We start from the raw sequence: 25,392 nt of genomic DNA on the forward strand, positions 1-25,392 counted from the left end.
CTTGATAATGTAGCTAAATTAATAATCAAAAACCATTCCATCAGTAAACTTATCAGGTGCTTTCTTTGCCTTGATTTTCATTCCAAAGTAATAAAAGATTCCTGTAATGATAAGTGATTGAAGAGGAGGAATGCCTATGGGAATAATATAAGTGGTCAGATAGCCTACGCCAATATTAACAACTAATGCTAAGGTTGCAACCATATTCCAACCCTCTTTATCAACCCAGTTCCCTTTTCTCATAAAAAAATCCGTAAAGATAACACCGGCAATTCCTGGATAAATAAGAGCCGCCATTGTCAAAAGGCCCATAAAGTGATCCATCATGCCCATAAGGGATACTACCAAAGCTATGAGAGTTGAAACAAAGGTTACAATAGCTCTGCCCCTATTTGACTCAATATTTAAAATATTAGAGAAGGAAAGACCCATAGAATAGTTGTTGACCAACTGGCTTGTCCAGGCGGAAAGCCAAAGTACCAAAAATCCCCAGAGTGGGAAGCCCAAATCAATCATAATAGCAACAATATCGTATGTACCTTCGCCGATTGCCATCATTGCGCCAACAAAAACAAGAGGAACACCCACACCGATAATTCCGAAAGGAATAAGTACATTATCTTTTACTCTGGGATGGGCATATCTTGTATAGTCGGCTGAAATTACCCACTGAGAAACATTCATGCCTAAAATAAAGGTAACCGCAGCTGCAAAGGACATAGCTCCGGGATTTGGGGGTTGGTAATTCCATATGGTAGACCATCCGTGATTCTTAAGTGAAAGGAAAATCATTCCCACAACAATTAAAAGTCCCGCAGGCACAGCGATCATATCTGTCCATTTCATAGATGAATAACCGATAATAGACGGAATCGCAAAAGTTAGACCAACTATGATTGTTATTATTGTCCACATCATTTTATCCGCAGTATAATCTATTCCCAACATGGCACAGATAGCATTTCCCGTAAGAGAGGTTTGTATGGACCACCAGCCCAAGCTAATAACGCCGACAACCATAGCTATAATAAACTTTGCCTGTTGTGCACCAAAAGGTTGCCTTGCAATAATTGTTGATGCCAAGCCTGTTTTAGCGCCAATAAAACCGCTAATAGAATTTCCTATCCATGTTAATACCAAAAAAGTAAACAGAACTATAGGAATTGTCTTTTTAAAACCGAAAGAGTTGACCAATGTTGAACCAACCATTAAAATGGTAATACTAAATTCCAAGCCACCGAAAATCATAGCCGGAGTGCCCCAATGCTGACGTTGGTCAAGGGGTACGGGATTCATAGGGTCATCGCCAATTTCTTTTTTGGGTTGTACCTTAGCGTTTTCTGACATATTGTTAGCCTCCTTTTATTTGTTGTATTCCTTTTCGTAAATTTCCGGAAGTCTCATTTTTAACCAAGGAATAGTTACCTTTCCCTGTTTTACTTCATCAAGATTTAAGTCTGCCTCAAAATAATCCTGCTCTATGGTGTTTGACTGCGCGATAATCTCTCCCAAAGGATTGCTTATACAGCTGTTTCCACAAAGATCAACATCACCTTTAGCTCTGTCTATGCCCACTAAGTAAACCTGATTTTCACAAGCTCTTGCACGAACCATAAGCTTATACATTTCTTCAAAAGGTGAAAACCATGCGGCAGGACATAGAACAGCATCACAGCCTCTGAGGGCCATAATTTTAGGCAAATCGGCAAAGCCTAAATCAGCGCAGATCATGATACCTATACGCCAGCCGTCAAGTTCAAAGATCTTAACTTCGTCACCTTGTGTGAAGAAGTCTCTTTCTTCGCCCCAAAGATGGATTTTTTTGTACTCGCAAAGCAACTTTCCGTTTTGATCCCATATTGCAGCAACATCAAAGTACTTTTCCCCTTCTTTGATAGCTATGCCGGCAAAAATATTTTGTTTGTATTTTCTTGCTAAATCGGAAAAAACCTGTCTTTCATTCACGGGAGATTTTTTTACAATATCAAAATTATAACCAGTTATGCATAGCTCTGGAAAGCAGAGAACATCAATCTTATCTTCCATATGGTTTTTTATGCTCTTCTCGATTTCTTCAATATTTCTTTCGTACTGTCCTTCTATAACGCTTAGCTGGCAGACACCTATTTTCATAAGCCTCCTCCTTTTAATATCCTGCAACGCCTAACTTTTTGCAGAATTCAATCGATGTTTCATCTACATATTTACCATCTATTTCAAGGGGCTTTCCGTCCAGCAGTATGGTTGGCTTTGAGCATACGCCATCTGTATGAGAAGCAGCATCCCAAAATGCCCCCATCAAGCTTGCGCCCTGACTTCCGAAGCCCATTTCTATGCAACCGAAAATCCTTTCGTCTTCAACAATCCTGCCTGTTGCCTTTGTAACTCCGGGATTAAAGCCGATAGAGTAGTGAGCCAATCTGTACATATTGGGGTCATTAAAGCTTTCCAGCCAGTTCTTGAAGATTTCAGCTTCTGCTCCGCCCGTAATATCTGTAATTCTGCCTTTTTTTATATCCAAAACCACATTTTCTCTTATAATCCCGATTTCGGCAGGCGGAAATAATGCTGCGTCAAAAACAAGTCTGCCGTTAATGCTTTCCTCAATGGGGCACCAGCTTACCTGTCCGCCCATCATAACGGGATAGCCCTTCTTGGTTGCACGCTGCCCCGAATGCTTAACCCTTCTGCCTCTGTTATAAGCTACAAGGTTAGAGCCATTGGCACATTTTACAATCACTTCATCGGAAGCTTCCATCTTTTTGGTGAGATACTCTCCGAATTCGATAAGAACGTCGTAGTTTACTTTTCCTATGCAATTTGTAATCATTGTTACATCAAGGCCTGTGAGACAGGTATACCTTGCGCCGTTTTCCATGGCTTTTTGGAAGCAAGGTGTGTGCATTACGCAATAGTAAGCCATTTCAATCCATACATCGGCTGCAGCTACGGCCTCGGCAATAGGGCGACATGGTTCCTCAAAGGCTCTTCCCGTTGTGGGGTAATAAAGCACCACAGGGTTGGCACCCGCCGTGAATGCCGCATTTGCAATTGCTTCCACAACTCTTCTGTCAGAGGATGTGTCAGCGGTAATAATCACATTTTCCCCTTCCTTAACCAGCATAAAATCACGAACTAGTTTCATTGCCGCCTTGGAAGTTTCAAAGGATAAATAGTTCTCAGTCATTTCAATTCCGATGGGATAATTCATTATGATTTCCTCCTCGAATATTAAATGTTCAACGAATTTCATTCTGTGTATAAAATATAGCAAATTTATTTTAACAAGTCATCGGATGATTGTTTAATTAATTCAATGCTATTTGTGTGCATTTTGTTATGAAATGAGCTTTAGTTTATAGTTTATATGCCAGGGGGAAATTTTTTTCAGTGGATACAAAAAAACGGTGTGCAGATGCCTCTCATCTCAAAAAGCGAGAAAACATTTGCACACCGGCTAATAAATATGGTTATGAAAGCATTTTATCTATTTTAAGGGCTAGCTGAATAAGCAGCCTATTATCGGATTTGTCCATATCAAAATTCAGTATGGAATTTATTTTTTTTATCCGCTTATAAAGTGTATTTCTGTGAATAAATAAGCTTTTAGAGGTTTGTCCTATGCCAAAATCGTTTTCCACCAGTGCATACAGGGTTTTTAAACATTCCTGCTCATAATTTGAATCGTATTTTTTAATTCTTTCAATGGTGTTTTTATATATTTTTGAAATGGTGGGGTGGCCTGAAATTTCACTTAACAAATGGTAAACCATATAATCCTCGTAAAAATAAGTGTTTTTATCGGGATATAATTTTCTTCCCATTTTTAAAGCAAAGTTTGCCTCATGAAAGGTGTAGTGAAGGTTAATAAGACTGTTGCAGACATTGCTTATTCCGATAAAAAACTCGTTATAGGGGAAAAACGCCAGCAGCTTATCGCAAACGGTTGCTATCATACCTTCAAGATAGCGGGAATTTGTTGTTGGCTTCTGAATTTCTGCAATTATTATCAGTTTATTATCTTTTATCCTTAAAAAAAAGTTGTTTTCATTTTTATCCAATATATTGCCTGTCACCTGCAGCAGTTTTTTCGGGTCTATATTATCTTTCATTTTTAAAACTATACAAAAGCGACTTTTTTCAATGGAAATATTAAAAAACGATGCGTCCACATTTAATTTCAGCTCGTTACTGCGATATTGTCCCAATAGAGCATTAAAATATAACTCTTCATTGGATTTATAATCACCCAGAATCATTTCGTTGTTGGAAAGAAGATAAATAGTAATTGCGGGAATAAACTCATAAATTATTTCATAATCGGTATTGGAAAAAGAATCACCCTGCGCCTGTTCCAAACACAGTAAAGCCTGCAAGCTATTTACCGTTTCTATTTTAAAAACTCTGAAATTCTTTTCGTCTACGGTGATTACCCTTTCTTCGTTGCATTCGTAAATTGATTTGATGTTTTTCTTTATAGCATCACTTAGCGCTTCCAGTCTGTCTGTATAATTCCCCGCAATAAAATTGCAGCTATCGGCCCAAAGAATGGCGGCTTTCCTATTGGTATAGGATGTCAGCAAATTTATTATAGACTCCAGGCTGTAATTATGCCTGATAATATTTCTCAGTTCTTTTTTTAATTCTTTGATTACAAAAATTTCGTAACTGACGGAATCCATCAGCTTTTGATTTATAGGGCTTATTACTTGATCATATGACATATTGATCGGAATATTTATTATTGGAAAGTTGTTTTTATCAGCATATTCCAGAACTCTTTGAGGTATTTCATCTATGTATCTGCCCAGCTTGATTCCCAGCGCCGATACCTTTTTATCAATAAGCATTTGCACAAGGCTGTCGGTTGTAATATCATTCTTTTTTAAAGAATATCCCATAGTAATAATCATGCTGTTTTCTTTTGCCCAAAAAGCACCGTCAGGCACTTCCATAATCTCAACTTTTTTAATTTCTTTATCAAGACCGTTTTTGCCCACGATAAGCTTACAATTCCTGAAATCATCATTTAAATCAAATAGATCCTTGACTATCATTTCCTAAACCCTTTCAAAATCTGTATTTGATAGATCGTTTTTCACATAGGACTGATTTGTAGCAAAAGAGTTTCGCTATAACATAAATACAAAATTTATTTGTACTTCAGTTTTTTAACCGCTGAAAAACACGAAAAACTCACGAAAAAACACAAAAGGCAATCAATCACTACGGTTCAAATGATCTTGTTTTAATGGAATCAAACGCGTTTGCATGAGTAATAGACCCTTCACTGCGTTCAGAATGGCAGGATTTGATCATAAAAACCGTAGTTTTCAGTGCTAATTCAGTGTAATTCCGTGGTTTTCGTCTTTCCAGACCAGTTATGCTTGCCCTATCTTATCAACTGCTTCCTTATGATCTCAACAAATTCATCATTTGTTTTTGTTCTTTGCATAAGGGTAATGATAGAGTCTGTCGCTTCCGCATTATTGCCGCTGCTGAGCGTTCTCCTCATATTCAATACACCCTCATATTCTTTGGCAGTGAGAAGATCCTCTTCTCTTCTTGTCCCTGACTTGTTCATATCTATAGCCGGGAATATTCTCTTTTCAGACAGCCTCCTGTCAAGATGTATTTCCATATTTCCTGTACCTTTGAATTCTTCAAATATTACATCATCCATCCTGCTGCCGGTATCAACCAGAGCTGTTGCAAGTATGGTGAGGCTGCCGCCTTCCTCTATATTTCTGGCAGCTCCGAAAAACTTCTTAGGCTTATAAAGCGCTCCAGGATCCAAACCACCGGACAATGTTCTGCCTGTGGGTGCAATAGTCAGGTTATATGCTCTGGCAAGCCTTGTTATGCTGTCTAATAGAACTACTACGTCCTTTTTCTGCTCCACCAGCCTTTTGGCCCGCTCTAAAACGATCTCAGCCACCTTGCAGTGGTGATCAGGCATTTCATCAAAGGTGGAATAAATAACATCACCTTTGATAGATCTCTTCATATCTGTAACCTCTTCCGGTCTTTCATCTATCAGAAGCACAATCAATTCAATATTTGGATAGTTTGTAGTGATGCTGTTGGCGATTTTTTTCAAAAGAATTGTCTTTCCTGCTTTAGGTGGGGAAACAATCATTCCTCTTTGACCCTTTCCAATAGGTGCCAACAAATCGATCAGTCTTGTAGAAAGGTCGCTTGGCTCACATTCCATAGCTAACTTCTCTTTAGGGTATATGGGAGTCAAATCTTCAAAATCAGGCCTTCTTATCACCGTTTCCGGGTTATCCCCATTAACTCCCTGCACATAGAGCAGCGCTTGGAATTTCTCGCCTTCTTTGGCTGCTCTGGTTATACCAGTAACCCGATCTCCTGTTCTCAGGTTAAATCTTCGTATTTGTGATGGAGAAATATATATATCTCTGTCTCCTGACTGATAGTTGTCAGATCTTAAGAAGCCAAAGCCTTCTGTATGGACTTCCAATATTCCGTCTGCCCTTCCGCCTTTTTCCACATCCTTGGATTCGAAGAATTTTCTCTCCTCTTCGTTCAGAGGTCTCTCTTCTTCCTGCAAGTTTTTTTCGGCTTCCTGGGATTTTTCTTCTTCCACTGACTTGATTTTTTCACTTTCCTCAGTCTTCTTCTCAGCTGCTTCGGGCTTGGTCTCTGCTATTTCAGCCTGTTCCGGACCTTTTTCAGCTTTTTCCGCTGTTTTTGGTATATTCTGGGCCACCCTTGCAGCTTCTATCATGTCCAATATTTCTTTTACCAATTCTTCCTTCTTCAGCTTATAATAGCTCTTTATTCCCATAGCTTTAGCCATCTCTCTGAGATCCGTTATGTTTTTTTTCATCAATTCCTCCAACTCGTCACCTCCTTTATTTGCGGCATTAGAAGCTTCTAATCTTTGATTAAGCATATTTAATATACTGAGGCTTTTTTGAAAGATTGTGGGTAGCCTCTACAAACCTTATAGTACCGGTCTTCAGCCTCATTACAACTGAATCGGTAACAGCAATATTGTTTTCCAAATACAAAACGCCCTTGAGCAGTTCTCCATCAGATATTCCCGTTGCGGCAAAGAACACATCGTCACCCTTTACCAGATCATCAAGGTGAAGGACTTTGTCAACATCACAGATCCCCATGGTCTTACACCTTTGCCTTTCCTCTTCATTCATAGGATAAAGCCTGCCCTGGAATTCACCGCCCATGCACTTCAGCGCTGCTGCAGCTATTACGCCTTCAGGTGCGCCGCCTATACCCATCAGCACATCTACACCGGTTTTGTCAAAGCAGGTAGCTATGGCTGCTGCTACGTCTCCGTCTCTGAAAAGCTTAATACGGCTGCCAACTCTTCTTATTTCCTTAACCAGGCCTTCATGCCTTTCCCTGTCCAGCATGGTAACAGTGACTTCTTTGATATCTTTATTTAATGCTTTAGCAACATTTCTCAGGTTTTCTTCAACGGACGCGTTTATGTCTATCGAGCCTCTCGCCTTTGGCCCTACTGCGATCTTGTCCATATACATATCGGGAGCATGCAGCAAGCATCCCCTCTCTGCAATGGCTATGACAGATATGGCGTTGGGAAGGCCTTTTGCCACTGAGTTTGTACCATCCAGAGGATCAACGGCTATATCCACCTTTACATCCTCAGGTCCTCTTTTTCCTAACTCTTCTCCTATGTAAAGCATTGGAGCCTCATCCATTTCACCTTCTCCAATAACTACCACACCATCGATATTGAGTGTATCGAACATCTTTCTCATCCCATCTACTGCAGCTTGATCAGCGGCATTTTTGTCGCCTCTTCCCATCCAGCGGGCACTGCCTAATGCTGCAACCTCAGTAACTCTGACTAGACCTAAAGCTAAATCTCTATCTATCAACAGTGAAACCTCCTTTTTTTAATAATATTAAGATTCTTTGCTACAACCATAATGATGAGTAAAGAATTCATTGCAGATTTAGGAACGGCACCGGGGCCGCTCCCTAGTACATCATCATATTTAATTAATTATCGCTTGCTGAATTTATCCCAATCGGCTAAGAATTTGTTTATACCTATATCTGTGAGAGGATGCGAAATCATCTTCTTGATTACATCGAAAGGTACTGTGCTGATGTGAGCTCCTGCTAAAGCCGCTTCTGTGACATGCATCGGATGCCTTATGCTGGCAGCTATTATTTCACAATCCATATGATATATGTCAAAAACCAAAGCAATATCCCGTATTATATCCATGCCGCTTTGCCCCACGTCATCCGCTCTCCCTGCAAAGGGGCTTACATAGGAAGCTCCTGCCTTAGCAGCCAATAGGGCTTGATTTACAGAAAAAATCAGGGTGACATTGGTTTTTATTCCCTTATCCTTAAGTATCTTTACAGCTTTTAAGCCTTCTTCGCACATTGGTATTTTGATTACAATATTCTTGTGTATCTTTGAAAGCTCGATGGCTTCAGGAACCATCTCCTCTGCTCTCATGCTGATGACTTCAGCGCTTATAGGCCCATCCACAATTTCAGCTATTTCAGTCACTACCTGCCTAAAGTCTCTGCCTTCCTTTGCTATAAGGGAGGGATTTGTAGTTACACCGCATATTATACCCATTTCATTCGCTCTTTTGATTTCCTCAACATTAGCGGTATCAATAAAAAGCTTCATTAAAATTACCTCCGAATTTAATAGAGCTCAGAGCTCAGGATCTTGTGTCGCAAGCCTCGGGTCTTTTTTGGAAGCATAGAAATGCCCTAGCTGCTGCTCAATAACTTGATAAGCTCTTGCATATCCTTCTTTCGCTTTGCCGTCAAGCTCCTGATAGGGGCTCGGCCGCCTATAAAGGCTATATCGCAGGAGCTGGACGGGCAATTTAGTATCTTTACCTTTTCCCAGGGCATAGACTTCCATGTAAATACAAAAGAATGCTCTTTGTCACATATAAGGCAAGGGATATAAACATGGAAGGTTTTGGAGTCATGGCTTTTTACTGTCATTAGCACTTCTCCGCATTCGCATCTTATGCAGCTTCCGCCTGCATTCTTCATTTCAAAAAAGCTCATATCACCCAGGAAAAATCTGCCACATTTTTTGCACCTCAAAGAAGCGCTGATATTTGTATCAAATACCATTCCATATCCCCCCTTCCTTATAATTTCTACATCAAATCCAGATATCCTTCTGCTATTTTACTAATCCCAGAATCTGCCTTGCTTCGTCAGGTGCAGCCACTTCTCTGCCGCATTCCTTGGCAATCCTTGCGATCCTTGCTACCAGCTGAGCATTGGACTCGGCTACTACGCCCTTGGTGTAAAATATATTATCCTCAAAGCCCACTCTTACATGTCCTCCCATGACAATCGCCATGACTGCCAAAGGAAGCTCAAATCTTCCTATGCCTGCCACAGTCCAGGTGCTGCCCTGGGGAATGCTGTTGGCCAGGTACATAAGATCTCTGGGTTCTCCCATGATGGCCCCCGGAACTCCCATGACAAAGTCGAAATGTATAGGCGTTTTTAAAAGTCCCTTTTTTACCATTCTAAGAGCGTTATCTATCATTCCTCTTTCGAATATCTCAATCTCAGGCTTTACACCGTTTTCCATCATCACCTTTGCAAAGCTTTCCATGTATTCTTGGGTATTCATGAATACATCAGGCCCGAAGTTGCAGGTACCGGCTGTCAAGGATGCCATTTCCGGCTTTAAAAGCGCAGGCTGTATTCTTTCCTCAGCAGTATGCCATACAGCGCCGCCAGTGGACGGCTGAAATATGATATTGCATTTGGCAGCAACCTTTTCCTTGATTTCTCTGTAGACCTCTATGTCCTGAGTCGGAGTTCCGTCAGGCTTCCTCGCATGTACATGCACTAGAGAAGCCCCCGCTTGATAAGCCTCATAAGCAGCTTCTGCAATTTCATCGGGTGTAATGGGCAGATTGGGCTGTTGCTCTCTGGTAACCTCAGCTCCCGTCAAAGCAGCTGTTATTATTAGTTTATCCATTTTTTTACCTCCTAAACATAAATAGTCGAATGCATTATAGACTATCGATTCCACCACAATAACCTTAATTTTACCCTTGTTGTTCTGACTGATAAAAGAGTGCGTTGTGAAGGGGCTTAGAGTTTGTTAGCGCAGTATAGGAAAAATTGCGTCAACTGTTTGAGCCTAAACATAGATAAGTCAGAAAACCACATAACTTACTTGAAGCTTAACAGTAATGGCAAACGCTATATGCGAGTTTTGACGCAATCCTATGCAAGCTTACAAAGTCTTAGTCCCGAAGCTTTGGCAATCGTTATCAGTCAACACAACATATGCATCAATTAATTACTGCAGCAAAATCAGCTATTTCCTTTGCTTGTCTTTAGGAACTACGCAAGTTCCGCTGGCTCTGCAAACGATTATGGGGGTTTCCAGGACTTCAGCAGCTGAATCATTTATGTCCGGTCTGGAATGAATAACTTTTCTTGCTTCAAATTTCATCTTTCTTGAAGTATTTCCTTCCTTCTCTATATAGCCTTCTGCTTCTATGTAATCACCGGCATAAACAGGAGCAAGGAATTCAACCATGTCATAAGCGCAAAACAAGCCTTCGTCACCATCATTTCTGATCAGGAGCTCCGTAGCTACATCCCCGAAAAGCCCCAGCATTCTGGCACCGTCTACTAAATTGCCGCCATAATGGGCATCATGGGCACTCATTCTCAACCTGATAACAGCTTTTTCCATTTGTTATACCTCCTTTTTTTGCTGACCACCGCAAGGGCTGCAGGCAGTGGCGAGCCCTATCCCTACGGTATATCACTGCTTACATATGCTTTTTTCTACATATACACAAATCCCAATATATGCGCATATATATATTCAATACATATTCCTTTAATCCTTTTTTTTATGTGAAATATTTAGCGCGCCGCACCCAGAAAACCTTTTATCTCATCTATCAGCAGCTTCATCTTATTTTCCGCGGCACCCTGCGACGAATCCGCCACTCCTATATAAATCTTCAACTTAGGCTCCGTGCCGGAAGGTCTCATAGCAAACCAGCTTCCATCCTCCAAAACAAAATACAGCACATTATCCTTGGGCAGCTTTATGGGTCCTTCATATATCATATAATCCCTTACCTCGGATATCGCTAAGCCTGCCACAGCTTTTGGAGGCTTATTCCTCATTTTGTCCATGATACGGCCGATTTTTTCAGCGCCTTCTTTACCCTTGAGCACCAGCGAGATCAGCTCCTCCATGTGATAGCCATATTTTTCATACAGTTTAGTCAATGCATCATAGAGCGTCATACCTTTGTTCTTGTAATAGGCTGCCATTTCAGATATGAGCATTGAGGCTATGACCGCATCCTTGTCTCTGACAAAATTGCCTGCCAAATATCCATAGCTTTCCTCATAGCCAAATACAAAATGCTTCCCGCCCTCGTCTTCTTGCTCCTTGATCTGCTGAGCGATATACTTGAACCCTGTCAAGGTCGATAGGACCTCTATGCCAAAGCTCTTTGCAATCTTTTCCGTCATTCTTCCCGTCACGATGGTATCTATCATGAAGCTTTCTTCTCTCAGCAAGCCCTTTTCTTTTAAGGAGTCAAATATATAATGCCCCAGCAGAATACCCGTCTGATTTCCTGTAAGCTTCAGATAGCCGGCATTGTCTTTTTTTACTATGACTCCGACCCTGTCGCAGTCCGGATCCGTGGCCAATATTAAATCCGCATCCAATTTTTTTGCCATGCCTAAAGCAAGGTTGAAGCTCTCAACTTCCTCAGGATTTGGATACTTTACCGTAGGGAAGGAGCCGTCAGGTTTTTCCTGCTCCGGAACCACATGAACATTTTCAAAGCCTATTTCTTTTAAAACCCTTCTCACAGGCATGTTTCCTGAACCATGAAGGGGAGTATATACGATTTTCAAATCCGCCGCTTCTCTTATTGCTTCCGGATTCAGCGATAGTGATTTGACCTTATCGATATATATCTTATCCATCTCTTCTCCGAGATGATGGAGATCGTCAAAGCTCTCTAAGGTGCAGCCGTCCAGGCATTTTATCTCTGAGAAATCCGTTATATTATTTATCTCCTCCATGAGCTCCTCGGCTACGGGAGATACTATCTGGCCTCCGTCCTTCCAATAAACCTTGTACCCGTTATATTCAGGAGGGTTGTGGCTGGCAGTGATCACTATGCCTGCTGCGGATTTTGTCTGCCTCACGGCAAAGGACAACTCCGGTGTAGGTCTGAGGTCTTCAAACAAGTATACTTTTATTCCGCTTGATAAAAGCACTCCTGCAGCCTCCCGGGCAAACTCCTTTGAAAAGTGCCTGGAATCATGTGCTATGACCACAGAGGGTTCCTTTTCATTTTGCTTGATTATATAGTTTGCAAGCCCCTTGGTAGCTCTGGCTACTGTGTATTTGTTCATCCTGTTGGTCCCTGCTCCTATCACACCCCTAAGGCCGCCGGTACCAAAATGGAGATCCTTATAGAAGCGATCCTCGATCTCCTTTTCATCATTGGAAATTTCTATTAACTCCTTTTTAGTATCATCATCAAAATTCTCTCCATTTATCCAATCTTCATATCTTTTTCTATAATCCATAAAGAATCCTCCTCTTGTAATTCCGCCAAAAAACTTTATCTATTATATATAGTATACTTTCCCGAGATAAAATAAAACCTCTGCAGCATTAAAACCACAGAGGCATGATATTTAGTTTTTACTATAGTCTTATTGATTGAGTATAACCGTTTGAGCCTTAATGCCTTCCATATCCTCTATTCCTATAAGGTTAATGCTCTGTCCCGGAGATAGCGCATCCATAGACAAAAGATTAAAGGACATATCTCCTATCTTTGCATCTCTCATAAATACCTTCTTTTCTATTGCCGTGCCGTCTTCTGCATCATATACATCCACGAACATCAATGAATTTAAAGGATCTACCTGCTTTACTATCGCCTGGATGTTCACGCGCTTTGTCATATCGACAGTAGAAATTTTTTCTATCTTTCCCGATATCACCTCTATCTCAATATAAAGGCCCGGCCTTAAAGAGTATATATCCGACAGTTGTCCGTTTATTATGACATTTTCCTTAATCAGGTCTGCAGGCAGTGTATATTCTACCAGGTTTTTGCTTTCATTCTCCAGCAATATTTTAGGCTGAGCATTTCTGGTATATGTAATGGTGTCTATTATTCCTTTGTCCTTTGCCGTTGTTTTTGTGCCGTTGTCTGTATTATTGATGGGAGTGTCTATATTCTCTTCATCCTCGGGGGGTGTCTGAGTATTCTCGCTTGGCACAGAAACAACTGGCGGTTCTGTGCTTACAGTGGTAGCGACATATTCAGCGCTTGCTAGGTCTAGCATCTTGGCGAACATCGCACGAGTCACCGGGGTATCGGGTCTGAAGAGTCCCTCTGCATCGCCCTTGCTGTCTACTACACCTATCTTTATCATATGATCCACATATATTTTGTACATCGAAGGTATGGCCAATGCATCCTTGTAGGAGAGAGTAACCGGAGGCTTTGACGTATCAAGCTGGACACCGAAAGCCCTGCCTAGATAAACACACACATCCAGCTTCGTTGCCTGAGATTGGGCTCCAAACTTGTCCATCTCAATCTCACCCTGGATTATGCCCTTTTCAAGACAAAAGGCGGTCTCCTTTTGTGCATAATCCGGCACCTTATACTTATCCAAAAGCTCTTTATGCTTGGCAGTTATTTCGCTCAAATCCATATTAGCGATACCCATCATTCTGGCTATGCTTATGATGGCGGAATATTTGTTCACAGCAGTATCCGGGCTGAATTTGTCCGATGTGGTCCCGTTCATGAGCCCCTTTTCATTAACGCTTATAATATGGGTCTTAGCCCAATTCTTTTCGATATCAGTAAAGGGAGTTTCGGCAAATGCCACGGTCGTAGTGCTGATAAAAATTGTTGCTGCTGTTAAAATTGCTGCTATTTTTTTGTATTTCAAAAAAATCCCTCCTATGTTTTTGGTTTCGAGTTGCGAGTTATGAGAGCCAGGGTATTCCTCGTCCTCATTGGCCTTAGGCTCGTGCCCTTATATCAAAAGCTAGAGGCCAGCGGCCAGAAGCTAGCGGCTCAAATATATATATATTCTCCTCTTCTCCCCTATTTTCCTTCTTTATTTTCCAAGTCCGACAACTTTTACATTTATGTTACGTCTTAACATAAAGAGTTGCCCCGAGACCCCTTTACATATATACTAAATGTTAGAAAGATATATAGTTTTTGACGATGTTTCCAGGAGAAAAGTTCTTAAAATCTGACAATGGAGGAGGAAAAAGATGAAAAAATTCAAATTGACAGCACTACTGATGGCAGTAATACTTATCTCAGGCAGCATATTACCCTCTGCTGTCTTCGCCGACACCATAGGCAAAGAAGCAAAAGCCTGTGAGGTTCTTGGAATCCTGGTAGGCCCCGACGCAGAGCAAGGCGTCACATCATCCTATCTGGCTTCCACTCCTACAAGGCTCCAAGCTCTTATTATATTTCTGAGGATCAAAGGCCTTGACGAGGATGCCTTTACGTATGACGGTGACAATAACTTTATTGACGCCAAAGACTTGCAATGGGTAGTAGGAAGAAATTACCTCGCTTATGCCAAGGACAACCCTGAATTGGGCTGGGTGGGCGGCACCGACGGCAAGTTTTCACCCAATAAATTCATTGATGCCAAAGCATTCTATAAGGTAATGCTTGAAACCTTGGGCTATAAACAGGACCTGGATTTTACCTATGGAGATACTCTCAAGCTTTCCGAAACTATAGATCTCATAACAAGCGCATCAAGCATTGAAAAGCAAACAGGCTTTACCGTCAATGATGTTGCAAAAGCCATATACAGCGCTCTCAACACCAAGCCAAAGGGAGAAACAAAAAAACTCATAACCATAATGACAGAAAAAGGCATAATAGATGAAGCAAAAGCTGTGGCGGCAGGCTTCAAAATCGATATTACTCCCGTAAAGGTCTTGAGCTTCGACAGAATATCAAATAACAAGCTGGTACTGGAGCTGGAACAGGAAATCCCCGTCAGCAAGGATGACATAAGCATAGTATCAGAGACCGGAGACAGGCAGATAACCATAAATGATGCATCGGTAATAGGTAAGAAAGTGTATATAACCACTGCTGATGTGGCTCCTTTTACCGCCTATGAACTATCTGTAGACATGGATACGCCTGTAAACGGAATGGCAATAAAGGGTTACAATATAAAATATGTAGCTTTGCCGAAGGATACGGAAAAGCCAAAAGCTACAGTGGAGATCATCAGCAACACCGTGATCCGGCTCAGCTTTGATGAAGAAGTACAAATATCCGATGCAGAAGATGTAAGCAACTATACGATCAAAAACGATCTATATATATATAATGCAGAGCTCGATCCTACCGGTAAAGTCGTAACTCTGACCACGGCGCCTCAAAGAGAAGGCTACAAATATTGGCTCACAGCACAAAATGTTAGAGATATATCCGGCAATACCATGGAGTATCTTGAAAAAACCTTCACCGGTATGCCGAAAGATATAATAAAGCCCTCTGTATATACTATAAAAGCAGACAGCAACAAAAGCATTCTGGTTAAATTCACAGAGCCCGTAAATAGAATAACAGCCGAAAGAATAGAAAACTATATAATAGAAGGAAATGCCCTGACCATCGAAGAAGCTGTCCTGGATGAAATAGAAAATGAAGTAACCTTGACAACCTCAACTCAAAATCCAGGCAGCTCATACAAAATGACTATAAGAAACATCGCCGACTTAGCCGATAATGTAATATACGACATAACCAGAAGCTTTACAGGAGCCTCCGGCGACTCCTCTAAACTGACAACCTCTGTAGTGGCATTTTCCAGCAATGAATTGGAAATAACCTTCAATAAGAGATTAGACAAGGCTTCAGCGGAAAATATCGAGAACTATATTATTGATAATGACCTTCAAATAACAAAAGCCATATTGGATGGCAGCGGCAAGACGGTAACCCTCATCACAGAAGATCAATCAAACAAAAAATATAAGCTGGAGATCAGCAATCTACAGGACATAAACGGCAACGCTATAGGCTATTACACCGCCTACTTTATCGGAAAGCCGAGCAATACGACCCCTTTGTCATATTCAGTGAAAAGCGGTAAGGGTGCGGTAATCATTACTTTCAATAAAAGAGTAGATCAAGAAACAGCAGAAAATGTGTTCAACTATGAGTTGGACAGCAGCCTGGGATATGCAGCCAAAGCAACTTTAGACAGCGACGCTACGGGTACGGTAGTAACCCTGCTGACCAAGACTCAGGAAAACGGTAAAATCTACAGTATAACTGTAAAAAATGTAACTGACTATTCCGGAAAAACCATAAGCACCGATGATAAGGTTGCCAGAAAATCTTTCATCGGCTTTGGAAGCTCTGATCTCGGAGGTTTGAACGTACATGCCATAAATGCTTATGATGTGTCTACCATTGATATATTCTTCGACAAAGAGCTTACAGAGGATGAGCTGAAGGATTTGGAAGTAACTATATTATCGGAAGACGGAAGGCAATATGCCGTTCCCACAGGCTTGAAATACCAAAAATATTTTTCTGCCGATAAGTCTACAGTAAGGGCTCAATTTAAAACAGATTCTTCTACAAAACCGGAGATATTTGAATCCGGCAAAATTTATGAGGTGAGGGTATCCAATATAAACAGGCTTTATGAGAGCAGCGATGGAAACATCAAGGCTTTTTCCGGCACAAACCAAGCCAACGAAGCACCTTATATAACAGATGCATATGCCATGAACAGCACCGCTGTAGAAGTCACATTCTCCAAGCCGGTAACAGGCATAAGCCCTTCCCAGTTCACCATCAGCGGCGTGAGAATTGCGGATGCATCTGTGAAATATAATGAAATAACTACCTCAGTCATTTTATATTTGAGCTCCGGTACGCCTTTGAGGGATGATGTCAATTATAAGCTGACAGCCAGAAGCGGAATAAAGGATGCTGCAGGCTACAGCTCCATAGTGACCTCTGGAAATCTCTCATATAAAGAATTTGCCGGCAACTCATCTTCAAATGAGGCACCTGTGGTTGAGAACGTAATCGCTTTAGACAAATATACTGTTACGGTAGATTTTAGTGAACCTGTAGTTCTCCCCGGGTCTTCCGGTTTCTCAATCAGAAGGACACCCAGCGGCGGTTCGTCAATCGTGGTATCAGGGATAGTTCTCTCTGATGACAAAAAAACTGCTACTATATATCTGAATTCATCCAATGGAGCTTTATCGACAGATTATAACTATGAACTGTCCGTGAATACCAGCATAAAAGACCTTCAAGGCCTGGCTATAAGCTCCGATTACCGAAAAGTAGAATTTGAAGGCAGCGATGTAGACCTGTCGGATTTCGGCATAATGGCGTATTCTGTAGGTCCGGACAATAAGACCATAACCTTTATTACAAATAAACCTATAAAGAATACAAGCATCAGCATGGACTGCTTCGAAATCGCAGGTGCTTACTATTCGAAAAGCTCTTCAGATTCTGTAGAGGTATATGGCAGAACGATAAAAATAAAACTGAGAAATACATTGCGCAGCAATGATACGGTAAGCATAAAGCTCACAAACACAGGCAGATCGACTATAAAGGATCTTAACAACCAAAACTTGAATATGGATGAAATTGAATTATCCACCAATTAAAAAAAGCGCGGTCACCCGCGCTTTTTTTATATTATGTACTTTGACTTATTTAGCTGCTCTTTTCACTGCAAGCTGAACTATATTTAATTCGCCTTTAAGCTCATTCATAATTTCCTTATGCTGTTCTTTATTTATCTGAGCATGGGCTTCAATGGCCTCAAAAGCCTCTGATACTTTATCATCGATGCCTTCAAGCCTAAAATCTATTTTATCCAATCTTCTTTCTGTGCTTTTCTTAAAATCTGTCATCTCAGTCTTAAAATCTTTGAATTCATTATAAAAGTCTTGAAAAAGTTTCAATAATTTTTCTTCCATGAAACTCACCCCTCGACCACATATTAACAAAATATCATAGGTAATTCAATAAAAGATTCAGGAATATATCTTTTCCTTCTTCTTTTCACTTTATTTTTTAAGAAATATTTTGTCTAGAGATCATCTTCCCATCGATTCTAAAAAATCTCGTTCACAGCCTGGCATACCTAAATTTGCAGTTTTAGTTTACATAAAATATTTACATAATGTTTCCTTCATTTCACTAATAGCCCATTACAAGCTTGTTACAATCTATTACAGTTCAATTACACAGGAAGGAATTCAGCTTTGTGTGTAGAATTATGTTAACTGTCATATAAGACAAAACAATTCTTTAAACACGAGGAGGAAAATTACAACATGAGCAAAAAAATCATCGCGCTTGTCCTTGCATTTGCTATGATGTTTTCTACTATCACAGTAGCATTTGCAGAAGAAGCAATAAGCTCCGAAGCTAAGGCGCTTGCCACGGTTGGCATGCTTGAAGGCGACGGCAACGGCGTGACTCCTGAATACACAGCCAAAGAAATGGACAGGTTCACAGCCGCAATATCACTTTTAAAATTAAAGGGACTTTATGCAGATGCATTAGCATTCAAAGGTGAAGCTAATTTCGCAGACGCACAAGATCTCAAATGGGAAGAAGGCAAAAACGTCCTTTCTTACCTCAAAGCTAATCCTGGATTAGGCTTTGCAGGCGACCCAACAACAGGCAAATTTATGCCTTTTGCAAACATCGATGAGCAATCCTATGTGAAAGTACTGCTTGAAACATTAGGATACAAGCAAACTACAGCCGAAGTAGCCGGTGACTTTGCTTGGGAAGAAACTATTTCTTTCGCAGGAACAATCGGTTTAAATGCAACAAATGCAAATCCTTTCACAATTGACGCTCTTGCAAAACTGACAGTATCAGCTTTCAAGGCTCAGATGAAGGATGGCAAGATCCTTATCAATGCTTTAGTTGAAGCAGGTAAGGTTGACAAAGAAAAAGCTATAGCAGCAGGTCTTTATGAAGAATTAACAGCAAACGTTGAATCTGTAAAGGCTATAGGGAACACAACAGTTGAAGTTACATTTGACGGCGAAGTCAGCGCATCCTATGCAGAAAACAAAGCTAACTACAAAATAGCAGGCTTGGAAGTTAAGTCAGCAACATTAGTGGCAGAAGATGCAGTAAGACTTGAAACAGCAGCTATGACAGCAGGTAAAGTATATACTTTGGAAATAGGCGAAGAAAAAGTTAGCTTTGCAGGCTTAGCAAAGGTAACAGGAACTCCTGCTTTAACTAAAGTAGAAGGCACAGATACAGAAAGAGTAGAATTAACTTTTGACAAAGTTCTTGACTTTGCATCAGCAACAAACGTTGAAAACTATGAAATAGCTAATGTTAAAGTTGTTAAAGCAGAGCTTGATGTTGACAAAGTAACTCTTACTACTGAAGGCCTCACAGCTAACAAAACCCATACTATAAAAGTAAAGAACATAGCATCAGTTGATGGTGCCGTATTAAGATCAGCCAGCAAATCCTTCTTTGCCAGAGTTGATAAAGTAGCACCAAAGCTTGAAGGAGTTTCTACAAAAACATTTACCAGATTAACTGCTACATTCAGCGAATTATTAACTGAAGAATCAGCTGTAGATTTAGCTAATTACACAATCAAAGCCGGTAAAGATGCTGAATTAGAAATCCTTTCTATAAAGGATATAACTGAGAGTGATGCAACTAAGACTACAGTTGAAATCACAACAGCACCTCAGAAGACAAGCGTAAGATATGAACTGGTTGTCAGCAATGTAGTTGACAGAGCAGTAGTTGGCAACGTAATGGTTAAAGAAGGCAAAGTGACCTTCACAGGCAAAGGCGAAGACAAAACTGCCCCAACATTTGCAAGCTTTGACTATGTTTCAAAGAACATCGTAAAAGTTAACTTTACAGAGCAAGGCAATACCAGACTTGACGAAGAATCCGCATTGGATGTGAACAACTACTCATTCAACAATGATGTTGAAGTTGTGAAAGTAGAAAAGATACCTGGTGAAAAAGAAGACTTTAGAACTGTTTTAGTTACAGTTTCCGATCTTGAAGCTAAAACTTACAAATTAACAGTATCAGGCGTTAAAGACGAATATGATAATGAAATAAAGACAACAGAAAAAGCAAAAACATTCAGCCCTAGGAATGTAGTTGCAGCTCAGGTTTCAAAAGTATGGGCTAGTGACAAAAACGTAGTTAAAGTATTATTCACAAAAGATATCAACAAAGCTGTAGCTGAAGACATAACTAAGTACAGCGTAGATGGCAACATGGGAGCACCTGTTAAGGCTGAATACTCCATCAGCGCAAAGACATTGACTTTGACAATGGGTTCCGACTTAACAGCCGGCAAATCATATAAGCTTACTATAACAGACTTGGTAGACTTAGCCGGATATGCCGTAAATGCTAAACCAACATTCGTTGGAGTATCCACAGCTAATGACATCGAAGCTCCTACAGTAGAAAGCATAGAAGCTCTTAACAACAAGGTTGTTAAAGTAATATTCAGCGAACCAATGCAAGTTCCGGCTAATATAGCTGACTTAAAGCTTACTGTAGAAACAGGCAAAACAATGACTGCAAAAGTTGCATATGAAGACAATACAACCTTTGAATTCTCCTTTGATGATTCAAAAGTATTGGAAGACAAAGAATACAAAGACACATTAGCTTTTGTAGGAACTTATAAAGACGTTGCAGGAAACGTTCTGGACGTTAACAGTGAAGATAACGTTCTTGAGTTCTACGGTGACAGCTACGCTCCTGAAAAGATAACTCTTGACGGAAGCGAACAGACTTCAGTAAAATCCTTCAAGCTGATATTCAGCGACAGAGTGGATAAAAACACTGTAAATGCAGCAGGATTAACAGCAAGCTATGCTCAAGTAGACGGCAAGGATGTTAAAAACGAAGTAATCCTTTCAAGCACATCCAAGCTTAAACTTGGCAAGACATATATAGTAGACTTGTCAGCAGTAAAGAGCATCCATGGTATAGGCGTTGAATATGGTGATGAAAAGAACCTTGAATTGGTAGCAGATCTTGAAGATGAAGAAGCACCATATATCGAAAAAGTTGAAGCAACCTACAGAAATGAAGTTAAAGTAACTTACAATGAAGATTTGAACTACGGCGGAAAATACACAATAACTTACTATGACAACAATGGAAAAGAACAAACTATAGGCACCAACCTAACAGCTGCTCCTGTAGACAATGTTGTTACACTTGCTTTGTCCAAGAATCTTGAAGCAGGAATAGTATACACTATTAAAGTTACTACAGCAGCACAAGACCTCGCAGGAAACAAAGGCGAAACAGACATTGAATATACCTTTGATGGTACAAACGCAGTTAAAGTCGGCAACTATGTAACTGTAAATGTAGTAAACGGTACTACAATTGAAATCAACTCCTTCTCTGGCTTGGATGCAGGCAAATATGCAGTTAAGATAGCAAACGGAGAAGATGTAGTGCTTGACCTGAAAGAAGTAGAAGGCGGAGAAGACACCAGAGTAAATGTAGCAGAAGGAACTAAGAAAGTTGTAATAAACTCCATACCTGCAGCAAAAGCTCTATTAAGCGGTGCAACTTACACCTTGACATTCGGGAGCTATGAATGCTCCTTCAGAGGTATAGTTGAAGACAACATTACAGTAGTTGTAAACGGCGACAATATAGAAGTATCATACGATGGTATGAAGCTTAACGACACAGTATATGTTGGAGCAAACAATGAAAAAGTAGAAGCAGCAGATATGACAGCAGGATATGTACAATTCGCAAAACCTGCAGACACAACCGACATATATGTTGTAAGAGACCGCGTAGTATTATTCTTCTTACAGGGCTTCAACCCTGCTGAATAATATACAGCATCTAAATACCCGGTGGGTTTCCCACCGGGTATTCTTGATTTTTACTTATTTTATTGATTAATAATTTGAATCTGGTATAATAATATACAGAGAGACCGCCACAAATGTGGTTGCCTCACAACTTGTTAGTTAAATGTCTTAACCAACCCTGCAGGGCATTTGCAGGGTGGTTTTCTTTTTGCTAATTTTTCTTTTGATGAAAACTCAGCAAAGCTATAATTAATATCCCAAATGTAAATATTAAATCTAGAGCATCAGATATTTCAATCATAGCCTCACCTCCTTAGTAAAAAGGAGGCAAACCACATCCGCAACGGTCTCAAGAATATTTTACCATATGCCTTTTTTTATCTCAATGTGAATCTACATCTAAATACCCGGTGGGCAAAATCCCACCGGGTATTTTACTTCACAACGATAACAAATCCGTCCAGCTTTATCTCTTGTCCCGGCTTAATGCTCAAGCTGAAGGTAAAATTGTTTGCATCCCTCGGTATCTTAAACTCCATGGTTACCTGCCTCCACTTATACTGGAGATCAAAATTCCTGAAGGGGTAACTTACCTTGCCTACTCTCACATTTACACTCATGTTCTCTTCAGCCGTAATCTTTCTGGCCCAGAATTTGATGCTCACCGTTTTGCCCTTCAAATCCTTATCTTCCAGCAAGGTGCTCAAATTAGCCCTGATGCCTGCACCCTTATTCAGAGTATTGATAAGGCGCAGAGAGCTTCCTGAGTCCCTGTAATCCACCGTCATAATCTCGCTGTAGATATTGTCCTTGGTCCACATAACATTGAATCTGTCATAATAGCCCCTGGTAGTAAGCCTGAAATTCTTATCAAAAAGCTGCTCATATGCCGCATTTTCATAAATCTTGCTATACTGCTCATTGGGCTTTAATGTCTCAATTCCTTTATCCTCTTTAAATCCTTTTCCCGTAACCTGTATAAAGGTCTTCCTTTCCTTTTCCTCACTGCCCTTATAATTTATGGTCAAGGTGATCTTATAGTTATTGTTTTCGAAAACTCCCATTGAAAAGCTGTCTTTGCTTCCTCTATACAGCACGCTGCTGCCGCTTTCTACCTTCCAGGCTACTTTGGTAATCAGATGGTAGGGATCGCTCTTCTCTCTGTCGTATTTCACGCTGAGCCTCTTCCCCTCACTGCTGTCGTAGACCGCAACCGTGAAGTCGGTATCCAAGATATCCATATCCGTATCCTCTATCATCAGCGTTTCTTCATAGTTCCTCAGCTTGAGAGACACTATAACCCCCTTGGCAATTTCCTCCCTCTCCTTCAGATCGGGTTCCAAATTAGCCGCTCTATTGTGGACCCTCACCGGGTCCACCAGGGTTATGTTCTCTTCTCCCTTCACCACAGACATAAAGCTTCCCACTGCTGATCTATACTCCCCAAGGGCCTCATATATTCTGCCCAGGTTATAAAAGTATTCTACCGCCGGCAAGAGCTCCACTGCCTTTTTCTGATACTCCAGTGCAGAAATGTAATCCTTTGCATAAAAGGCACTCACTGCCGCATTGTTGTATGCCACCGCGCTGTTAGGTTCATAGTTTATCGAAGATGAGAAGCTGTCCTGAGCTACGCTGTAATCACCCAGCAGGTATTGGCACATACCCCTCATGAAAAACGCATAGGCCTTCTGATTTTGATTTAATGAGTAGGTTTCCTGAATCCTGAGACTATATTCATCTATAGCCTCCCGGTAATTCTTCTGACTGTATAGCTTGTCTGCATTTACCAGAGCAATTATGGAGCGGCTCTCTTCCCACGGATTAATATCAGAGGCTTCATTATCCTTACGATCTGAATTCATACCGGTAAACTGAATGTAAATATTGGTGGTAGATATGAGAAAGATCAATATCAACGTAAATATTACAGCCTTCTCAAAGCTCCATTTTGACAAAAACTCACCTCCATACTATTCTCCCAATTATATTCTATATCACCGGAAGCAAACATTCAATCGCCGGGCAGCAGCCCTGTTTTAAGTTTATATTACAAATTTGCCGCGGATAAAATATTCCTGAAAATATTGAAACCTTTCCCTGATCTAATCGTATATAAATATGAGACTAAAAATGCTGAATCACATAGCCAAAGGAGAATCGTGCAATGAAAAAAAGAAAAAAACTCGTAATAATCATAGCTGTTATTCTGATAATAGCTGTCTTTTTTGCATCCAGAGCAGCTTTATCCGCAAAAAATGACGTTAAAATCGTAAATACCGCTGATGCGGCTAAAAAGAGCCTGGTGCAATCCATATCCATAGCCGGAAATATAAAAGCCAATGAATCGGAAGAAATTATGCTGCCATCAACGCAAAAGGTGCAGGAAGTATTGGTAAAGGAAGGACAGGACGTAGAAAAGGGCCAGCTTCTGGTAAAGCTTGATGCCAGCGATCTGAACAGCCAGCTGAAAAAGAGCAGGATAAGCCTGGATCTGGCAAAACGAGAGCTTGAAAAGCTTAAAGACGATGATAACAGCACCGTAAAGAAAACCATGGAAAATTCGGTAAAGCAAGCTGAGCTTAACCTGCAAAGCACAAAATCAAAATATGAGGATGCCAAAAGGAAGCATGAGCAAAACATAAAGCTTTATGAGGCAGGCTTCATCTCCAAGAATGAATTTGAAAGCTCAAAATCCGCCTTGGATGATCTTCAGACCACTATGATGAATATGGAATTGGCATTGGATAACGCCCAAAATTCCCTGAAGGATTTTGACGATAAAATATATCAGCAGGAAAAGCAAATAGAAATGTCCAATGCAGATTTGGAAAGCCTTCAAAAGAATATAACAGACAGCAATGTCAAAGCAAATATAAGCGGTACCATAGTAAAAATAGATGCTAAGAATGATCAATATCCTTCGGCAGGAAGCAGCATTCTCATCTATGACCAATCCCAGTACAAGGTGGAGCTAAAGGTAAGCCAATATGATGCTGTAAGCCTCAAGGAAGGCCAGAGAGCAACCATAAAAATAAAAGGCCTGGACAAAATATACGAAGGCCAGGTGACTAAAATCGGCGAGTCCGCTATCGTAGAAATGTCAGGAACCAACAAGGAAACGAAGGTTTTGGCTGAAATAACGCTGAGCAATGCGGATGAGCAGATCAAAGCCGGATATGAGGCTGATGCGGAAATAGTGCTGCAGGATAAGCAAAACAGTATTGCGGTCAACTTTGAAGCAGTGCAAACCGATGCTGAAGGCAAGAAGTATATATTTGTTCTCGAAAACAATATAGCCAAAAAGCGAATCATAGAAACAGGCCTTGAAACAGACTTTGAAATAGAGATAACTACCGGTCTCAAAGAAGGTGAAAAGTACATTACCAGTCCGCCTGCAGGACTCCAGGATGGAGAGACAGTTAAGACAATCGGAGGGATGTAGC

At 40.6% G+C, this 25,392-nt stretch carries 18 protein-coding genes; 3 read left to right on the top strand and 15 right to left on the bottom strand.

Annotated features, from left to right (window positions below):
• Positions 1–18: 18 nt before the first annotated feature.
• From LJD61_RS07540 to LJD61_RS07595, 12 genes are all read right to left on the bottom strand, one after another.
• The gene (locus LJD61_RS07540) at positions 19–1,347 is read right to left on the bottom strand and encodes a purine-cytosine permease family protein (RefSeq protein WP_255226923.1); all 1,329 of its coding nucleotides are present in this window, start codon (positions 1,345–1,347) and stop codon (positions 19–21) included.
• 15 nt (positions 1,348–1,362) lie between these two features.
• Positions 1,363–2,133, bottom strand: a complete 771-nt coding sequence (locus LJD61_RS07545; RefSeq protein WP_255226924.1) for a carbon-nitrogen hydrolase family protein — start codon at positions 2,131–2,133, stop codon at positions 1,363–1,365.
• 13 nt (positions 2,134–2,146) lie between these two features.
• Positions 2,147–3,211, bottom strand: coding sequence for an aminopeptidase (locus LJD61_RS07550; protein WP_255226925.1), 1,065 nt, complete (start codon positions 3,209–3,211; stop codon positions 2,147–2,149).
• 259 nt (positions 3,212–3,470) lie between these two features.
• Entirely contained in the window at positions 3,471–5,057 is a 1,587-nt protein-coding gene (locus LJD61_RS07555) for a PucR family transcriptional regulator (protein ID WP_255226926.1), read from the bottom strand.
• A 335-nt stretch (positions 5,058–5,392) separates the two neighbouring features.
• Positions 5,393–6,853 (bottom strand): transcription termination factor Rho, encoded by a 1,461-nt coding sequence (gene rho, locus LJD61_RS07560; protein ID WP_255226927.1) that lies wholly within the window; start codon positions 6,851–6,853, stop codon positions 5,393–5,395.
• A 58-nt stretch (positions 6,854–6,911) separates the two neighbouring features.
• Positions 6,912–7,889 carry a class II fructose-bisphosphatase gene (gene glpX / locus LJD61_RS07565; protein WP_408615070.1) on the bottom strand — a complete coding sequence of 326 codons (978 nt, stop codon included), beginning with the start codon at positions 7,887–7,889 and terminating at the stop codon, positions 6,912–6,914.
• A gap of 131 nt (positions 7,890–8,020) precedes the next feature.
• Positions 8,021–8,668 (bottom strand): fructose-6-phosphate aldolase, encoded by a 648-nt coding sequence (gene fsa, locus LJD61_RS07570; protein WP_255226929.1) that lies wholly within the window; start codon positions 8,666–8,668, stop codon positions 8,021–8,023.
• An 86-nt stretch (positions 8,669–8,754) separates the two neighbouring features.
• The gene (locus LJD61_RS07575; RefSeq protein WP_255226930.1) at positions 8,755–9,132 is read right to left on the bottom strand and encodes a hypothetical protein; all 378 of its coding nucleotides are present in this window, start codon (positions 9,130–9,132) and stop codon (positions 8,755–8,757) included.
• A gap of 52 nt (positions 9,133–9,184) precedes the next feature.
• Entirely contained in the window at positions 9,185–10,000 is an 816-nt protein-coding gene (gene kce, locus LJD61_RS07580; protein WP_255226931.1) for a 3-keto-5-aminohexanoate cleavage enzyme, read from the bottom strand.
• 345 nt (positions 10,001–10,345) lie between these two features.
• Positions 10,346–10,729 carry a 3-aminobutyryl-CoA ammonia lyase gene (gene kal / locus LJD61_RS07585; RefSeq protein ID WP_255226932.1) on the bottom strand — a complete coding sequence of 128 codons (384 nt, stop codon included), beginning with the start codon at positions 10,727–10,729 and terminating at the stop codon, positions 10,346–10,348.
• Between the two features lie 176 nt (positions 10,730–10,905).
• Positions 10,906–12,606, bottom strand: a complete 1,701-nt coding sequence (locus LJD61_RS07590) for a phospho-sugar mutase (protein ID WP_255226933.1) — start codon at positions 12,604–12,606, stop codon at positions 10,906–10,908.
• A gap of 129 nt (positions 12,607–12,735) precedes the next feature.
• Positions 12,736–13,995 carry an S-layer homology domain-containing protein gene (locus LJD61_RS07595; RefSeq protein WP_255226934.1) on the bottom strand — a complete coding sequence of 420 codons (1,260 nt, stop codon included), beginning with the start codon at positions 13,993–13,995 and terminating at the stop codon, positions 12,736–12,738.
• A gap of 334 nt (positions 13,996–14,329) precedes the next feature.
• Here LJD61_RS07595 and LJD61_RS07600 point away from each other — a divergent pair, with 334 nt between their 5' ends.
• On the top strand, positions 14,330–17,743 hold the full coding sequence (locus LJD61_RS07600; protein WP_255226935.1) for an Ig-like domain-containing protein: 3,414 nt from the start codon (positions 14,330–14,332) through the stop codon (positions 17,741–17,743).
• Between the two features lie 45 nt (positions 17,744–17,788).
• On the opposite strand, the gene LJD61_RS07605 is transcribed toward LJD61_RS07600, so the two are convergent.
• Positions 17,789–18,058: a hypothetical protein gene (locus LJD61_RS07605; RefSeq protein WP_255226936.1), complete on the bottom strand. Its 270-nt coding sequence runs from the start codon at positions 18,056–18,058 to the stop codon at positions 17,789–17,791.
• Positions 18,059–18,418: 360 nt separating this feature from the next.
• Between LJD61_RS07605 and LJD61_RS07610 the strand changes: the two genes are divergently transcribed.
• A complete protein-coding gene (locus LJD61_RS07610; RefSeq protein WP_255226937.1) occupies positions 18,419–21,967 on the top strand; it encodes an Ig-like domain-containing protein in 3,549 nt (1,182 codons plus the stop codon).
• Between the two features lie 190 nt (positions 21,968–22,157).
• Here the strand turns inward: LJD61_RS07610 and LJD61_RS07615 are convergent, their stop codons facing one another.
• Together LJD61_RS07615 and LJD61_RS07620 are read right to left on the bottom strand one after the other, a co-directional pair.
• Positions 22,158–22,247, bottom strand: a complete 90-nt coding sequence (locus LJD61_RS07615; protein ID WP_255226938.1) for a putative holin-like toxin — start codon at positions 22,245–22,247, stop codon at positions 22,158–22,160.
• Between the two features lie 133 nt (positions 22,248–22,380).
• Positions 22,381–23,904: a tetratricopeptide repeat protein gene (locus LJD61_RS07620; protein ID WP_255226939.1), complete on the bottom strand. Its 1,524-nt coding sequence runs from the start codon at positions 23,902–23,904 to the stop codon at positions 22,381–22,383.
• A 209-nt stretch (positions 23,905–24,113) separates the two neighbouring features.
• On the opposite strand from LJD61_RS07620, the gene LJD61_RS07625 reads away from it, so the two are divergent.
• Positions 24,114–25,391: an efflux RND transporter periplasmic adaptor subunit gene (locus tag LJD61_RS07625; protein WP_255226940.1), complete on the top strand. Its 1,278-nt coding sequence runs from the start codon at positions 24,114–24,116 to the stop codon at positions 25,389–25,391.
• The last annotated feature ends 1 nt before the right edge of the window (position 25,392 follow it).

The sequence above is a fragment of the Lutispora saccharofermentans genome (assembly GCF_024363565.1).
GTDB classification, from domain to species: Bacteria; Bacillota; Clostridia; order Lutisporales; family Lutisporaceae; genus Lutispora; species Lutispora saccharofermentans.

Coding starts and splice junctions, on each gene's coding strand:
- LJD61_RS07540 (WP_255226923.1), bottom strand. CDS start 1,347: ATGTCAGAAAACGCTAAGGTACAACCCAAAAAAGAAATTGGCGATGAC.
- LJD61_RS07545 (WP_255226924.1), bottom strand. CDS start 2,133: ATGAAAATAGGTGTCTGCCAGCTAAGCGTTATAGAAGGACAGTACGAA.
- LJD61_RS07550 (WP_255226925.1), bottom strand. CDS start 3,211: ATGAATTATCCCATCGGAATTGAAATGACTGAGAACTATTTATCCTTT.
- LJD61_RS07555 (WP_255226926.1), bottom strand. CDS start 5,057: ATGATAGTCAAGGATCTATTTGATTTAAATGATGATTTCAGGAATTGT.
- rho (WP_255226927.1), bottom strand. CDS start 6,853: ATGAAAAAAAACATAACGGATCTCAGAGAGATGGCTAAAGCTATGGGA.
- fsa (WP_255226929.1), bottom strand. CDS start 8,668: ATGAAGCTTTTTATTGATACCGCTAATGTTGAGGAAATCAAAAGAGCG.
- LJD61_RS07575 (WP_255226930.1), bottom strand. CDS start 9,132: ATGGTATTTGATACAAATATCAGCGCTTCTTTGAGGTGCAAAAAATGT.
- kce (WP_255226931.1), bottom strand. CDS start 10,000: ATGGATAAACTAATAATAACAGCTGCTTTGACGGGAGCTGAGGTTACC.
- kal (WP_255226932.1), bottom strand. CDS start 10,729: ATGGAAAAAGCTGTTATCAGGTTGAGAATGAGTGCCCATGATGCCCAT.
- LJD61_RS07590 (WP_255226933.1), bottom strand. CDS start 12,606: ATGGATTATAGAAAAAGATATGAAGATTGGATAAATGGAGAGAATTTT.
- LJD61_RS07600 (WP_255226935.1), top strand. CDS start 14,330: ATGAAAAAATTCAAATTGACAGCACTACTGATGGCAGTAATACTTATC.
- LJD61_RS07605 (WP_255226936.1), bottom strand. CDS start 18,058: ATGGAAGAAAAATTATTGAAACTTTTTCAAGACTTTTATAATGAATTC.
- LJD61_RS07610 (WP_255226937.1), top strand. CDS start 18,419: ATGAGCAAAAAAATCATCGCGCTTGTCCTTGCATTTGCTATGATGTTT.
- LJD61_RS07615 (WP_255226938.1), bottom strand. CDS start 22,247: ATGATTGAAATATCTGATGCTCTAGATTTAATATTTACATTTGGGATA.
- LJD61_RS07625 (WP_255226940.1), top strand. CDS start 24,114: ATGAAAAAAAGAAAAAAACTCGTAATAATCATAGCTGTTATTCTGATA.